Raw genomic sequence first — 13,834 nt, forward strand, 5'->3', positions numbered from 1 at the left:
CATGAAAAAAATGTTGCGCTTTGTCCTTATCCTCATCGTTGCGCTGGGCATCGCTGGCGGAGCAGGCGTTTGGAAAGTTCGCCAGCTGGCGGACAGCAAGATCCTGGTTAAAGACGAAACGATCTTTACCCTGAAAGCGGGAACCGGCCGTCAGGCGCTGGGGGAACAGCTCTATGGCGACAAGATTATCAATCGTCCACGGGTATTCCAGTGGCTATTGCGCGTGGAGCCTGAGCTGTCACATTTCAAAGCCGGTACCTATCGCTTTACGCCAGGAATGACCGTCAGGGAGATGCTGCAGCTGCTGGAAAGCGGTAAAGAAGCCCAGTTCCCCCTGCGGTTTGTGGAAGGGATGCGCCTGAGCGATTACCTCAAACAGCTGCGCGATGCGCCGTATATCAAACATACGTTAAAAGACGATAGCTATCAGACGGTGGCAGAAGCGCTTAAGCTAGAACATCCGGAATGGGTGGAAGGCTGGTTCTGGCCAGACACCTGGATGTACACGGCAGGCACGACCGATGTAGCCATCCTGAAGCGTGCGCACAAAAAAATGGTCGCCGCCGTGGATGCCGCCTGGGAAGGGCGAATGGAAGGGTTGCCTTACAGCGATCCGAACCAGTTTGTGACCATGGCTTCGATCGTTGAGAAAGAGACGGCCGTCGCCGCTGAGCGCGATCGGGTGGCGTCAGTATTTATCAACCGTCTGCGCATCGGCATGCGTCTACAAACCGACCCTACCGTTATCTACGGCATGGGCGAGAGCTATACCGGCAAAATATCAAGAAAAGATCTGGAGACGCCAACGGCGTATAATACCTACGTGATTAGCGGTTTACCGCCGGGCCCGATCGCCACGCCGAGCGAAGCATCGCTCAAAGCCGCCGCGCATCCGGCTAAAACACCGTATCTCTATTTTGTGGCTGATGGAAAAGGGGGGCATACCTTTAACACCAACCTTGCCAGCCACAATCGCTCTGTTCAGGACTATCTGAAGGCACTTAAGGAAAAAAATGCGCAGTAAATACATTGTCATTGAGGGACTCGAAGGGGCGGGTAAAACCACTGCCCGCAACGTGGTGGTGGATACGCTCAAAGCGCTTGGCGTGGCGGACATGGTATTTACCCGCGAGCCGGGCGGTACGCAGCTGGCTGAAAAGCTACGCAGCCTGGTACTGGATATTAAATCCGTCGGCGACGAAGTTATCACTGACAAAGCCGAAGTGCTGATGTTCTACGCGGCGCGCGTTCAGCTGGTTGAGACGGTTATCAAACCCGCCCTGGCCGACGGCAAGTGGGTGATCGGCGACCGTCACGATCTGTCGACTCAGGCTTATCAGGGCGGAGGGCGCGGTATTGACCAGACAATGCTGGCCACGCTGCGTAATGCCGTATTGGGTGATTTTCGCCCCGACCTGACGCTTTATCTGGATGTGACCCCGGAAGTGGGTCTCAAACGCGCCCGCGCGCGCGGCGACCTTGACCGCATTGAACAAGAGTCGTTTGATTTCTTTAACCGCACCCGTGCGCGCTATCTTGAACTGGCCGCACAGGACAGCTCAATTTGTACCATCGATGCGACGCAGTCCCTGGACGACGTAACGCGCGACATTCAGCATACCATTACGCAGTGGGTGCAGGAGCAGCAGGCATGAAATGGTATCCATGGTTGCGCCCACACTTTGAACAGCTGATCGGCAGCTATCAGGCGGGTCGGGGGCATCATGCGTTACTGATTCAGGCATTGCCAGGGATGGGGGATGAAGCACTGATTTACGCCATCACCCGTTTTCTGATGTGTCAGCAGCCCGAAGGGCACAAGAGCTGTGGAAAATGCCGTGGCTGTCAGCTGATGCAGGCCGGCACGCATCCTGACTATTACACCCTTGAGCCTGAAAAGGGCAAAAGCGCGCTCGGTATTGATGCAGTGCGTGAAGTCGGCGAAAAATTGTATGAACACGCGCGACTGGGCGGCGCTAAAGTGGTCTGGCTTAAAGACGCCACGCTGCTGACCGAGGCTGCTGCTAACGCTCTGCTGAAAACCCTGGAAGAGCCGCCGATAAAAACGTGGTTTTTCCTCTCATGCCGCGACCCGGGGCGATTACTGGCGACGCTGCGCAGCCGTTGTCGTCTTCATCACCTTGCGGTACCTCAGGAATCGTGGGCGCTGAGCTGGCTTGAGCGTGAGGTGACAACGTCACCTGAGAGCGCGCTGACCGCCTTGCGCCTGAGCAGCGGTGCGCCTGCTGCTGCGCTGGCATTACTGCAGCCTGACGTCTGGTCTGAGCGTGAAACGCTCTGCCGCGCCCTGGATGCCTCACTGAACAGTCACGACTGGCTAAGTTTACTCCCTGCGCTTAACAGCGATCGGGCCGTTGAGCGTTTGCACTGGCTTGCCTCCTTGCTGCTGGATGCGCTCAAAATCCAGCAAGGTGCAACGCTTCTGACCAACCCGGATGCGTGGCCACTGGTGAATACGCTGGCGAACCGCCTCTCAGGGAAGATACTTCACGCGATGCTCCATGAAATTTGCCAGAGTCGTGAACAGCTTTTAACCGTGACGGGTCTTAATCGCGAGCTTTTACTGACCGACCAGTTACTGCGTATCGAACATTACCTGCAACCGGGCGTCACACCGCCTGTTTCCCATCTCTGAGAGAGACATTATGTTTTTAGTCGACTCACACTGCCATCTTGATGGCCTGGATTATCAATCCCTGCATAAAAACGTGGATGACGTGCTGGCAAAAGCCGCTGCCCGCGATGTGAAATTCTGTCTTGCTGTGGCGACGACGCTGCCGGGCTACCGCTCCATGCGTGAGCTGGTAGGCATTCGCGATAACGTGGTTTTCTCCTGCGGCGTGCACCCGTTGAATCAGGACGAGGCTTACGACGTTGAGGATCTGCGCCGGCTGGCAGCAGAAGAGGGCGTGGTGGCGATGGGCGAGACCGGGCTGGACTATTTTTACACGCCGGAAACTAAGCCTCGCCAACAGGAGTCGTTCCGCAACCATATTCGCATTGGCCGGGAACTGAACAAACCGGTTATCGTCCATACCCGCGATGCGCGTGCGGATACGCTGGCGATCCTCCGGGAAGAAAACGTGACGGATTGCGGTGGCGTACTACACTGTTTTACAGAAGACAGAGAAACGGCGGGTAAACTGCTTGATTTGGGGTTTTATATCTCGTTTTCTGGGATCGTGACGTTCCGTAACGCTGACCAGCTCCGTGATGCTGCACGTTATGTTCCGCTCGATCGCATTCTGGTAGAGACGGATTCTCCGTACCTGGCACCGGTTCCGCATCGCGGTAAAGAGAACCAGCCCGCGATGACGCGAGATGTAGCTGAGTACATGGCCGTACTAAAGGGTGTCAGCATCGATGAGCTGGCCCGCGTGACGACGGAAAACTTTTCCACGCTGTTCCATATCGACCCCGCCCGCCTGCAATCTGTTTGATACACCTGTTTTTTTTAGGCTCGTAATTAATAAGTAAAGCGAGTAAAGTTCACCGCCTCATTTGGGGCGGTGAGGGTGTTTATAGACACATCCGGACATGATTTTTGTAAATAACTGAAAGTTTTTCGACCGCCTTAAGCTGAAACGTGATAGCCGTCAAACAAACTCAGAGGGAATTATTTTACTCTGTGTAATAAATAAAGGGCGCTTAGATGTCCTGTCCACGGCACGGTACTCCCCCCGGGCCAATGCGTGAAAGCGTAAAAAAAGCACAAATACTCAGGAGCACTCTCAATTATGTTTAAGAATGCATTTGCTAACCTGCAAAAGGTCGGTAAATCGCTGATGCTGCCAGTATCCGTACTGCCTATCGCAGGTATCCTGCTGGGTGTCGGTTCTGCTAACTTCAGCTGGCTGCCAGCCGTAGTGTCCCACGTGATGGCCGAAGCAGGCGGTTCTGTCTTTGCTAACATGCCACTGATCTTCGCGATCGGTGTGGCTCTGGGCTTCACCAATAACGACGGCGTTTCTGCGCTGGCTGCAGTGGTTGCCTACGGCATCATGGTGAAAACCATGGCTGTGGTTGCGCCGCTGGTTCTGCATTTACCGGCAGAAGAGATCGCCGCGAAACACCTGGCGGACACCGGTGTTCTGGGCGGTATCATCTCCGGTGCGATTGCAGCGTATATGTTCAACCGCTTCTATCGCATCAAGCTGCCTGAGTATCTGGGCTTCTTCGCGGGCAAGCGTTTCGTTCCGATCATCTCTGGTCTGGCAGCGATTTTCACTGGCGTGATCCTGTCCTTCATCTGGCCACCAATCGGCTCTGCTATCCAGACCTTCTCACAGTGGGCGGCTTACCAGAACCCGGTTGTGGCGTTTGGTATTTACGGCTTCATCGAGCGTTGCCTGGTGCCATTCGGTCTGCACCACATCTGGAACGTTCCATTCCAGATGCAGATTGGTGAATTCACCAACGCAGCAGGCCAGGTATTCCACGGCGATATCCCACGTTATATGGCGGGTGACCCAACTGCAGGTAAACTGTCTGGTGGCTTCCTGTTCAAAATGTACGGTCTGCCAGCAGCGGCGATTGCTATCTGGCACTCTGCTAAGCCAGAGAACCGTGCAAAAGTGGGCGGTATCATGATCTCCGCAGCGTTGACCTCGTTCCTGACCGGTATCACCGAGCCGATCGAGTTCTCCTTCATGTTCGTTGCGCCGATCCTGTACGTTATCCACGCGATTCTGGCGGGCCTGGCGTTCCCAATCTGTATCCTGCTGGGTATGCGTGACGGCACGTCCTTCTCTCACGGTTTGATCGACTTCATCGTTCTGTCCGGTAACAGCAGCAAACTGTGGCTGTTCCCAATCGTGGGTGCGTGCTATGCCGTTGTTTACTACACCATCTTCCGCGTGCTGATTAAAGCACTGGACCTGAAAACTCCGGGTCGTGAAGATGCAACAGAAGACACCAAAGCTGGCGCTACCAGCGAAATGGCTCCGGCACTGGTCGCAGCGTTCGGCGGTAAAGAGAACATCACTAACCTGGACGCGTGCATCACTCGTCTGCGTGTGAGCGTTGCCGACGTAGCGAAAGTAGACCAGCCGGGTCTGAAAAAACTGGGCGCAGCGGGCGTAGTTGTTGCAGGTTCTGGTGTACAGGCAATCTTCGGTACCAAATCCGATAACCTGAAAACCGAAATGGATGAGTACATCCGCAGCAACTAAGTTGTGACCTGGGGAGACTAAGGCAGCCGAATGGCTGCCTTTTTTATTTGTGTCGTAAAAAGCGCCACTGAGACGCGAGAGCGGTCACTCTTCACTCAGCTGATGAACATTCAGGAAAGAAATCGAGGGAGGAGGTTGAAAGGACAGGAGAAACTCGCTCATACTCTTGAATTGTGTCACACACCGATCCCGGGAGTGTGTTTACAGCGGACGCATTGCGCCAGATTAAACAAAAAAGGAAAAGGTCATGGCTGAAGAAACGATTTTCAGTAAAATTATCCGCCGCGAAATTCCGTCGGATATCGTCTATCAGGATGAACTGGTGACGGCTTTCCGGGACATTTCCCCTCAGGCCCCGACGCACATCCTTATCATTCCCAATATTCTGATTCCGACTGTAAACGACGTAAAAACCGAGCATGAAGTGGCGTTAGGTCGTATGCTGACGGTGGCCGCGAAAATCGCTGAACAGGAAGGGATTGCAGAAGACGGTTACCGTCTGATCATGAACTGCAACCGTCATGGTGGACAGGAAGTTTATCATATTCACATGCATCTGCTGGGCGGACGTCCTCTGGGGCCGATGCTGGCACATAAAGGTCTATGACATGCTTAAAGGGCGTATTGCAGCGCTGGTAATGACGATGATGATTGTGGGGTGCAGCTCGCGCCCGGCGATCCCGGTGAATGATGAACAGACGCTGGTGATGGAATCCTCCGTGCTTGCCGCGGGCATCACGGCGCAACAGCCGGCGTTGACCATCAGTGAAATAAACTCATCTGCCTCCTCTACGCTCTTTAATGAAAGACATGAACCCGTGACGGTCCACTACCGTTTTTTCTGGTATGACGTAAGAGGTCTTGAAATGCATCCGCTGGAGGCGCCGCGCAGCGTCACCATTCCGGCCAGGTCGTCGGTAACGCTCTATGGCAGCGCCAACTATCTGGGTGCGCATAAGGTGAGACTTTATCTTTATCTCTGAGGGGTGAACCTTGATTAAAAATTTGAGCCGCTATGCGCTCGTTACAGCTTTCGCTCTGTTTCTTGCAGGGTGTGTGACTCGAACTGAACAGCCTGCGCCTGTGGAAGAGGCTAAACCGGGTACTGAACAGCCGACACCGCCAACGCAGCAGCAGCCAACCGTGCCGTCTGTACCGTCTATTCCGGCGCAGCCAGGCCCGATTGAACATCCGGACCAGACGTCACAGCCCACGCCGCGCGTGCGCCATTACGACTGGAACGGGGCAATGCAGCCGATGGTAGGCAAAATGCTGCAGGCGCAGGGCGTGACGGCGGGCAGCGTGTTGCTGGTCGACAGCGTGAACAACCGTACCAACGGTTCGCTGAACGCGGGTGAAGCGACGGAAACCCTGCGCAATGCTCTGGCTAACAACGGCAAGTTTACGCTGGTCTCGGCTCAGCAGCTCGCGGTAGCTAAACAGCAGCTGGGCCTCTCGCCGCAGGATAGCCTCGGCACACGCAGCAAGGCGATCGGCATCGCCCGTAACGTTGGCGCACAGTATGTGCTTTACTCTAACGCCACCGGTAACGTGAATACCCCAGCCCTGCAGATGCAGCTGATGCTGGTTCAGACAGGCGAAATTATCTGGTCAGGTAAAGGTGCGGTTACGCAACAATGACAGCACGCGTGAAGAGATTCTGACGCGCTATTTTCCTCAGTACCGCCTAATCGCGCCGCAGGCCCACTCCGGGCTTGGCGGCGCGAGTTGCATTATAGAGCAGGGCGAACGACGTCTGGTCTTGCGGAAAAATCACGACCCCGACGCGCCAGTCTCCCATTTTCGTCGTCAGTTTCGCGCTCTGAAACGTCTTCCGCCGGATCTCGTGCCTGCCCCTCATTTTTTCAGACAGGGCTGGATGGCCGTGGACTATCTGGACGGTGAAGTTAAAAGCGCGCTGCCGGACACGCCGGAGCTTGCGGCGATGCTGTATCATCTGCACCGGCAGCCACGTCTGGGATGGCGAACGACGTTATTCCCGCTGCTTGAACATTACTGGCAGCAAGTCCTGCCTGACAGGCGTACCCCAGCATGGCTGGCACATCTCAAGCGGCTGCGTAACACGGGCGAGCCGCGGCCGATTCGGCTCGCGCCGCTGCACATGGATGTTCATGCCGGGAATATTGTGCATACGCCAGCGGGCATCAGGCTCATCGACTGGGAGTATGCCGGAGACGGCGATGTGGCGCTGGAGCTGGCGGCAGTCTGGACGGAGAGTGAAGCCGCGCGGCAGATGCTCATCAGGGACTACGCCCGGACGGCACATATTGACTCGGACGCGCTGAGGCGTCAGGTCAGACGCTGGCGACCCTGGGTCGTCATGTTAATGGCTGGCTGGTTTGAAATGCGCTATCGGCAGTCCGGAGACAAACAATTTATTGCGCTGGCAGACGATGCCTGGCGTCAGTTACAAACTAAAGGATAAGAGAGGTGGATGTGGGTCCAGTCATGTTGGATGTAGAAGGTTTTGAGCTGGATGCGGAGGAGCGCGAAATTCTGGCGCATCCGCTGGTGGGTGGCCTGATCCTGTTTACCCGCAACTATCACGATCCGGCGCAGCTGCGCGAGCTGGTGCGTCAGATCCGCGCCGCGTCGCGTAACCATCTGGTGGTGGCCGTCGATCAGGAAGGTGGACGCGTGCAGCGTTTTCGCGACGGTTTTACCCGCCTGCCCGCAGCCCAGTCTTTTGCCGCGCTGCTCGGCACGGAAGAGGGGGGAAAGCTGGCTCAGGAGGCCGGCTGGCTGATGGCCAGTGAAATGATTGCCATGGATATCGACATCAGCTTTGCCCCGGTGCTGGATGTAGGGCATATCAGCGCTGCCATTGGCGAGCGCTCATACCATGAAGACCCGCGTATTGCGCTGGCAATGGCGACCCGGTTCATCGACGGCATGCACGACGCAGGAATGAAAACCACCGGGAAACATTTCCCGGGTCACGGGGCGGTGACGGCAGATTCCCACAAAGAGACGCCGCGCGATCCGCGCCCGGAGGCGGAGATCCGCGCCAAAGATATGTCGGTTTTCCAGACGCTTATCACCGATAACAAGCTGGATGCCATTATGCCCGCGCACGTGATTTACAGCGACGTCGACCCGCGTCCGGCCAGCGGTTCTCCGCACTGGCTGAAAACCGTTCTGCGACAGGAGCTGGGTTTCAATGGCGTGATTTTCTCCGACGATTTATCGATGGAAGGGGCTGCGATTATGGGCAGTTACGCAGAACGCGGTCAGGCTTCGCTGGACGCAGGTTGCGATATGATCCTGGTCTGCAATAATCGTAAAGGTGCCGTTAGCGTGCTGGATAACCTGTCGCCGATCAATGCAGAGCGTGTTACACAATTGTATCATAAAGGTTCATTTAGCCGTCAGGAGCTGATGGATTCGGCGCGCTGGAAGACGGTCAACGCCCGGCTTGAAGACCTGAATGAGCGCTGGCAGGCACATAAAGCCAGCCTATAAACCCTCCCGGAAGGCGTAGCGTGGTGAGAAGACGATGATCATCTATTTACACGGTTTTGACTCTAACAGTCCTGGTAATCATGAGAAGGTGCTGCAGCTGCAGTTTATCGATCCGGATGTGCGGTTGATCAGCTATAGCACGCGCCATCCGAAGCATGATATGCAGCATCTGCTCAAAGAGGTGGACAAGATGTTGCAGCTCAACGTCGACGATCGACCGCTGATTTGCGGCGTGGGGCTGGGCGGCTACTGGGCGGAGCGGATTGGCTTCCTGTGCGATATCCGCCAGGTGGTATTCAATCCCAACCTTTTTCCGAACGAAAACATGGAAGGCAAAATCGACCGCCCGGAAGAGTATGTCGATATAGCGACCAAGTGCGTCAGCAATTTTCGGGAGAAAAACCGCGACCGCTGTCTGGTGATCCTGTCGCGTAACGATGAGGCGCTCAACAGCCACCGGGCTGCAGAACTTCTGCATCATTACTATGAGATCGTCTGGGACGAAGAACAGACCCATAAGTTCAAAAACATCTCCCCGCATCTGCAGCGCATCAAAGCCTTTAAAACGCTCGGTTAATCCTATACCCGCAGACATCAAAGCCCGGCCGCGAAAGCGCTCCGGGCTTTCTTTTTGACCAGAATTGTCTACTTTTAAGCCATCAAAACTTGATGCATATCAATTTTGGTATGACCAATGCGCCTGACGTGGTATTCTCAATGCACCTGAATGGTTTCAGTGCTGTAACCTGTTGTTAATTAAGGGTTATTTTTATAACTTTTAATTAACAATTGGTTAATAATTTGAGGGGGTCACGTTGACTACGCCATTGAAAAAGATAGTTATTGTAGGCGGTGGTGCTGGCGGGCTGGAGCTGGCTACACAGCTGGGCAAGAAGCTGGGTCGCGGTAAAAAAGCCAAAATTACGCTGGTGGATCGTAACCACAGCCACCTGTGGAAACCGCTGCTGCACGAAGTGGCGACCGGCTCTCTGGATGAGGGCGTGGACGCGCTCAGCTATCTGGCGCACGCGCGCAACCATCATTTCCAGTTCCAGCTGGGCTCGGTGGTGGACATCAACCGTGAAAGCAAAACCATCACCCTGGCAGAGCTGCGCGATGAAAAAGGGGAGCTGCTGGTTCCCGAGCGTAAACTGGCGTACGACACGCTGGTCATGGCGCTGGGCAGTACCTCCAACGATTTCAACACGCCAGGCGTAAAAGAGCACTGTATCTTCCTCGATAACCCTCACCAGGCGCGTCGTTTCCATCAGGAAATGCTGAACCTGTTCCTGAAGTACACCAGTAATATGGGTGCGAACGGTAAGGTGAATATCGCCATTGTCGGCGGCGGTGCGACGGGCGTTGAGCTGTCTGCGGAGCTGCACAATGCGGTGAAACAGCTGCACAGCTACGGTTATAAAGGGTTAACGAACGAAGCGCTGAACGTCACGCTGGTTGAAGCCGGTGAACGCATTCTGCCTGCTCTGCCTCCGCGTATTTCCGGTGCGGCGCACAATGAACTTACCAAACTGGGCGTGCGGGTGCTGACGCAGACTATGGTGACCAGCGCCGACGAAGGCGGTCTGCACACCAAAGACGGCGAGTATATCAAAGCGGATCTGATGGTCTGGGCAGCAGGTATCAAAGCGCCTGACTTTATGAAAGAGATCGGCGGTCTGGAAACGAACCGCATTAATCAGCTGGTGACTGAGCCAACGCTGCAAACCACGCGTGACCCTGAAATCTTTGCCATCGGTGACTGCGCCTCCTGTGCACGTCCTGAAGGTGGATTCGTGCCGCCGCGCGCGCAGGCCGCTCACCAGATGGCAAGCCTGGTACTGCACAACATTCTGGCGCAGTACAAAGGCAAGCCAATGAAAGCCTATGTCTACAAAGACCACGGTTCACTGGTGTCACTGTCAAACTTCTCTACCGTCGGCAGCCTGATGGGCAACCTGATGCGTGGCTCAATGATGGTAGAAGGGCGCATTGCCCGCTTCGTGTATATCTCCCTGTACCGTATGCACCAGATTGCGCTGCACGGCTATTTCAAAACCGGGCTGATGATGCTGGTGGGCAGAATCAACCGTGTGATCCGTCCGCGTCTGAAGCTGCACTAATCTTTCACTCCCTCCGGGCCCACCGGAGGGAGTTTTTAGCATTTCATGCTGCAGATCACAGTTTGAGTGCTTAAGAGTTCTCCTAAATACAATATATCTCCTTTCAACACCCCTTTTTTGATCCTTTATCTGATTGGCGAAGCGTTGCCTCCATTGCAAAATTGTTACCAATAGCAACAAAGGAGGAAGTCCCGTGAATAAATCAATGTTGGCGGGTATAGGGATTGGCGTCGCGGCTGCGTTAGGTGTGGCTGCCGTTGCCAGTCTCAACGTATTAGATCGCGGCCCGCAGTATGCACAGGTGGTTTCTGCTACACCGATTAAAGAAACCGTGAAAACCCCTCGTCAGGAGTGCCGCAACGTCTCCGTGACGCACCGTCGTCCTGTCCAGGATGAAAACCGCATTGCCGGTTCTGTTCTGGGTGCGGTAGCGGGTGGCGTGATTGGTCATCAGTTCGGCGGCGGCCGGGGTAAAGACGTAGCGACAGTGGTCGGCGCGCTGGGTGGCGGCTATGCCGGTAACCAGGTGCAGGGTGCGATGCAGGATAGTGATACCTACACCACAACTCAGCAGCGCTGCAAAACCGTCTATGACAAGTCGGAAAAAATGCTGGGCTATGACGTAACGTACAAAATTGGCGATCAGCAGGGCAAAATCCGCATGGATAAAGACCCTGGCACGCAAATTCCACTGGATGGAAATGGCCAGCTGGTTCTGAATAACAAAGTGTAAAAAAGATGTTCTCTGAATTTAGCTCCTCATGCGCTCAGGCTGAGGAGCTTTTTTTTGCGTCAGATTTTGAGTAGCTCAGGCCACAGCCGCAGCGTGGTTTCGCTAATATTCTGCAGTTTTTCCAGCGTGGCTCCTTCACGGGCGCTGATCGACATCCCCTGCAAAATACAGCTCAGGTATTGCGCCAGAAGCTGAGGATTGCACTGCGCAGGGATTTCACCGCGCTGCTGACGCTGCGCCAGAAATGCGCAGAGGGTCTCCTCCTGCATGGCATGTCGCGATTTCACCGTATTGGCAATCTCTTTAGAGGACGCCGCCAGGGTGGCAGAGGTATTAATCATAAAGCAGCCCGCAGGAGTGTCTTTACTGGTGAAGCAGGTCGCAACGGCGGTGAAATAGTCGCGAAGCGCCTGTTCGACGCTTTTCTCTTCACAGAACAGCTGGGCTTCGTGTTTCGCCGCAAAGCGCGAAATGTACCTGTCCAGCACCGCCCTGAACAGCCCCTCTTTATTGGTAAATTCGGCATACAGCGTCGGCGCTTTGGCTCCGGTGGCTTCTACCAGATCGGAAAGCGAGGTTGCTTCATACCCATGTTGCCAGAAGAGAGTCATGGCCTTATCAAGCGCTGCATCCCTGTCAAACACTTTTGGTCGGCCACGGCTTTTCTTCGCACAACTCGTGACATCGGTTGTCATTTGCCGTTGGTCCTCTGTTGGTTTGGTGAACGACCATTATAAAAATAAACGCAACCCATCACCAGTCCAGAATGCTTAAAAATAAATTAATCATATATGTATGAAAAATAACAATTTTAAAATTAAGTTAACGCTCGTTATAAAATTATGTTGACGCGTGACCTGGATCACATTTATGATTTATCTATCGATCGTTAACTAAATGATTAACGACCTCCAAATTCATCTGCTAAAGGTAAACATCATGAAAAACGTAAAAACCCTCATCGCTGCCGCTGTCCTGAGTTCACTCTCTTTCGCAAGCTTTGCTGCTGTACAGGTGCAATCCACCCCAGCTGACCAGCATAAAGTCGGGACAATCTCTGCCTCTGCCGGTACTAACCTGGGTTCCCTGGAAGATCAGCTGGCACAAAAAGCGCAAGAGATGGGTGCAAAATCTTACCGCATCACCTCCGTGACCGGTCCTAACACCCTGCACGGCACGGCTGTCATCTACAAATAAGCCGGGCATAAACCCTCATTTATGCCACTGCAATAAAAAAGGCCCTGCTCAGCAGGGCCTTTTTTTATTTCTGATTTACATCGACTGCGCGACGACGCCGTTATGCCGGGTGACGTCGGTCGGCATGCCTGACCGCGCTTCCATCGCACGCTCCATCACCACGCTATTGGTATTCGCATTCGTTTTGAAGCTTACCATCGCGGCATTCAGGTTAATGGGCAGCGTCTGCGGATCGTCGCCAATATTTTTCGATAACGGCTGGTGAATTTCAACCAGCCGCACGCCGCCGGGCTCCTCAGAAACCTTAATCGGCGTATTGATAATATTTACTTTGGTTCCCGGCGTAACGACGTTAAACAGCGTTTTGATATCGTCATCGCGCAGACGAATACAGCCGGAGCTGACGCGCATGCCGATGCCAAAGTCCGCATTCGTTCCGTGCAGCAGGTAAACACCGCCGTATGCCGCGAGGCGGATCGCGTGGTGACCCATTGGATTATCCGGACCTGCCGGCACCACGGCGGGAAGATCGATCCCCTGGGCCTTATAGCGGGCGCGAATGTTGGCCGTCGGAGTCCAGGTTGGATTCGCGCGTTTATCCGAGACGGTGGTGACCATTGTTGGCGTCAGCGTGTCGCCGCCCAGCTGGCCAATACCAATAGGGTAGACCGTCACTTCGTTTTTACCCGGCGGGTAATAGTACAGGCGCAGCTCGGCCAGGTTAATCACCATCCCCTCGCGCGGGGCGTCCGGCAGGATAGTCTGTAACGGGATGGTCAGTACGCTGCCCGCGCGCGGGACATACGGATCGACGCCGGGGTTCGCCTGCAGCAGGGCCAGAAAACCGACGTTATATTTTTTGGCAATCGCTTCCAGTGACCCCCCATTGTTTTCAACCACGTGAAAGCGGTTCTCACCCACTACCTTGCTGCCGGGAGGGGGTAGGGCCCAGGTGTTTGCCCGAGCGGGAAGCGCAACCGCGACGGTGGCTACCAGCGCAAACAGGGTCATCCAGCGAGTAAAACGCGAAGAGATCATCATCACCATAATCCATGCAAATGATAAGGTTATTGTTTTATAAGGCGTTAAATATAATTATGGCGAATGGG

Annotated in this window: 16 protein-coding genes; 14 read left to right on the forward strand and 2 right to left on the reverse strand. The window is 54.7% G+C overall.

Going from position 1 to position 13,834, the window contains the following annotated elements:
- The first annotated feature begins 1 nt into the window (after nucleotide 1).
- The 13 genes from yceG (at nucleotide 2) to KGP24_RS09270 (ending at nucleotide 11,528) form a co-directional block, all read left to right on the forward strand.
- On the forward strand, nucleotides 2-1,024 hold the full coding sequence (gene yceG, locus KGP24_RS09210) for a cell division protein YceG (RefSeq protein WP_223563105.1): 1,023 nt from the start codon (nucleotides 2-4) through the stop codon (nucleotides 1,022-1,024).
- Entirely contained in the window at nucleotides 1,014-1,655 is a 642-nt protein-coding gene (gene tmk / locus KGP24_RS09215; protein ID WP_223563106.1) for a dTMP kinase, read from the forward strand. The genes yceG and tmk overlap by 11 nt, the downstream gene beginning before the upstream one ends.
- Entirely contained in the window at nucleotides 1,652-2,656 is a 1,005-nt protein-coding gene (holB, locus tag KGP24_RS09220; RefSeq protein ID WP_223563107.1) for a DNA polymerase III subunit delta', read from the forward strand. The genes tmk and holB overlap by 4 nt, the downstream gene beginning before the upstream one ends.
- Before the next feature lie 10 nt (nucleotides 2,657-2,666).
- The gene (locus tag KGP24_RS09225) at nucleotides 2,667-3,461 is read left to right on the forward strand and encodes a metal-dependent hydrolase (RefSeq protein ID WP_223563108.1); all 795 of its coding nucleotides are present in this window, start codon (nucleotides 2,667-2,669) and stop codon (nucleotides 3,459-3,461) included.
- A gap of 297 nt (nucleotides 3,462-3,758) precedes the next feature.
- Complete coding sequence (gene ptsG / locus KGP24_RS09230; protein ID WP_223563109.1) at nucleotides 3,759-5,192, forward strand: PTS glucose transporter subunit IIBC; 1,434 nt, start codon at nucleotides 3,759-3,761, stop codon at nucleotides 5,190-5,192.
- A 247-nt stretch (nucleotides 5,193-5,439) separates the two neighbouring features.
- Nucleotides 5,440-5,799, forward strand: a complete 360-nt coding sequence (hinT, locus tag KGP24_RS09235; protein ID WP_006809243.1) for a purine nucleoside phosphoramidase — start codon at nucleotides 5,440-5,442, stop codon at nucleotides 5,797-5,799.
- A 1-nt stretch (nucleotide 5,800) separates the two neighbouring features.
- On the forward strand, nucleotides 5,801-6,175 hold the full coding sequence (locus tag KGP24_RS09240; protein WP_063144624.1) for a YcfL family protein: 375 nt from the start codon (nucleotides 5,801-5,803) through the stop codon (nucleotides 6,173-6,175).
- Nucleotides 6,176-6,185: 10 nt separating this feature from the next.
- Entirely contained in the window at nucleotides 6,186-6,833 is a 648-nt protein-coding gene (gene lpoB / locus KGP24_RS09245) for a penicillin-binding protein activator LpoB (protein WP_023311160.1), read from the forward strand.
- Nucleotides 6,814-7,638 carry a thiamine kinase gene (thiK, locus tag KGP24_RS09250; protein ID WP_223563110.1) on the forward strand — a complete coding sequence of 275 codons (825 nt, stop codon included), beginning with the start codon at nucleotides 6,814-6,816 and terminating at the stop codon, nucleotides 7,636-7,638. Before lpoB ends, thiK begins: the two co-directional genes overlap by 20 nt.
- 11 nt (nucleotides 7,639-7,649) lie before the next feature.
- On the forward strand, nucleotides 7,650-8,675 hold the full coding sequence (gene nagZ / locus KGP24_RS09255; protein WP_223563468.1) for a beta-N-acetylhexosaminidase: 1,026 nt from the start codon (nucleotides 7,650-7,652) through the stop codon (nucleotides 8,673-8,675).
- A 34-nt stretch (nucleotides 8,676-8,709) separates the two neighbouring features.
- Entirely contained in the window at nucleotides 8,710-9,252 is a 543-nt protein-coding gene (gene ycfP / locus KGP24_RS09260) for an alpha/beta hydrolase YcfP (RefSeq protein ID WP_008500781.1), read from the forward strand.
- Nucleotides 9,253-9,490: 238 nt separating this feature from the next.
- Complete coding sequence (locus tag KGP24_RS09265) at nucleotides 9,491-10,795, forward strand: NAD(P)/FAD-dependent oxidoreductase (protein ID WP_023335290.1); 1,305 nt, start codon at nucleotides 9,491-9,493, stop codon at nucleotides 10,793-10,795.
- 193 nt (nucleotides 10,796-10,988) lie between these two features.
- Complete coding sequence (locus tag KGP24_RS09270) at nucleotides 10,989-11,528, forward strand: glycine zipper 2TM domain-containing protein (protein ID WP_223563111.1); 540 nt, start codon at nucleotides 10,989-10,991, stop codon at nucleotides 11,526-11,528.
- A gap of 59 nt (nucleotides 11,529-11,587) precedes the next feature.
- Here KGP24_RS09270 and comR read toward each other — a convergent pair whose 3' ends face one another.
- Entirely contained in the window at nucleotides 11,588-12,223 is a 636-nt protein-coding gene (gene comR, locus KGP24_RS09275; protein WP_223563112.1) for a TetR family copper-responsive transcriptional repressor ComR, read from the reverse strand.
- A 244-nt stretch (nucleotides 12,224-12,467) separates the two neighbouring features.
- Between comR and bhsA the strand changes: the two genes are divergently transcribed.
- On the forward strand, nucleotides 12,468-12,725 hold the full coding sequence (gene bhsA / locus KGP24_RS09280; protein ID WP_023616599.1) for a multiple stress resistance protein BhsA: 258 nt from the start codon (nucleotides 12,468-12,470) through the stop codon (nucleotides 12,723-12,725).
- Between the two features lie 75 nt (nucleotides 12,726-12,800).
- On the opposite strand, the gene KGP24_RS09285 is transcribed toward bhsA, so the two are convergent.
- On the reverse strand, nucleotides 12,801-13,766 hold the full coding sequence (locus KGP24_RS09285; RefSeq protein ID WP_223563113.1) for a L,D-transpeptidase family protein: 966 nt from the start codon (nucleotides 13,764-13,766) through the stop codon (nucleotides 12,801-12,803).
- Between the last annotated feature and the right edge of the window lie 68 nt (nucleotides 13,767-13,834).

The sequence above is a fragment of the Enterobacter sp. JBIWA008 genome (assembly GCF_019968765.1).
Classification (GTDB): domain Bacteria; phylum Pseudomonadota; class Gammaproteobacteria; order Enterobacterales; family Enterobacteriaceae; genus Enterobacter.

Coding starts and splice junctions, on each gene's coding strand:
- tmk (WP_223563106.1), top strand. CDS start 1,014: ATGCGCAGTAAATACATTGTCATTGAGGGACTCGAAGGGGCGGGTAAA.
- ycfP (WP_008500781.1), top strand. CDS start 8,710: ATGATCATCTATTTACACGGTTTTGACTCTAACAGTCCTGGTAATCAT.
- hinT (WP_006809243.1), top strand. CDS start 5,440: ATGGCTGAAGAAACGATTTTCAGTAAAATTATCCGCCGCGAAATTCCG.
- bhsA (WP_023616599.1), top strand. CDS start 12,468: ATGAAAAACGTAAAAACCCTCATCGCTGCCGCTGTCCTGAGTTCACTC.
- comR (WP_223563112.1), bottom strand. CDS start 12,223: ATGACAACCGATGTCACGAGTTGTGCGAAGAAAAGCCGTGGCCGACCA.
- ptsG (WP_223563109.1), top strand. CDS start 3,759: ATGTTTAAGAATGCATTTGCTAACCTGCAAAAGGTCGGTAAATCGCTG.
- holB (WP_223563107.1), top strand. CDS start 1,652: ATGAAATGGTATCCATGGTTGCGCCCACACTTTGAACAGCTGATCGGC.
- KGP24_RS09285 (WP_223563113.1), bottom strand. CDS start 13,766: ATGATGATCTCTTCGCGTTTTACTCGCTGGATGACCCTGTTTGCGCTG.
- yceG (WP_223563105.1), top strand. CDS start 2: ATGAAAAAAATGTTGCGCTTTGTCCTTATCCTCATCGTTGCGCTGGGC.
- KGP24_RS09240 (WP_063144624.1), top strand. CDS start 5,801: ATGCTTAAAGGGCGTATTGCAGCGCTGGTAATGACGATGATGATTGTG.
- KGP24_RS09225 (WP_223563108.1), top strand. CDS start 2,667: ATGTTTTTAGTCGACTCACACTGCCATCTTGATGGCCTGGATTATCAA.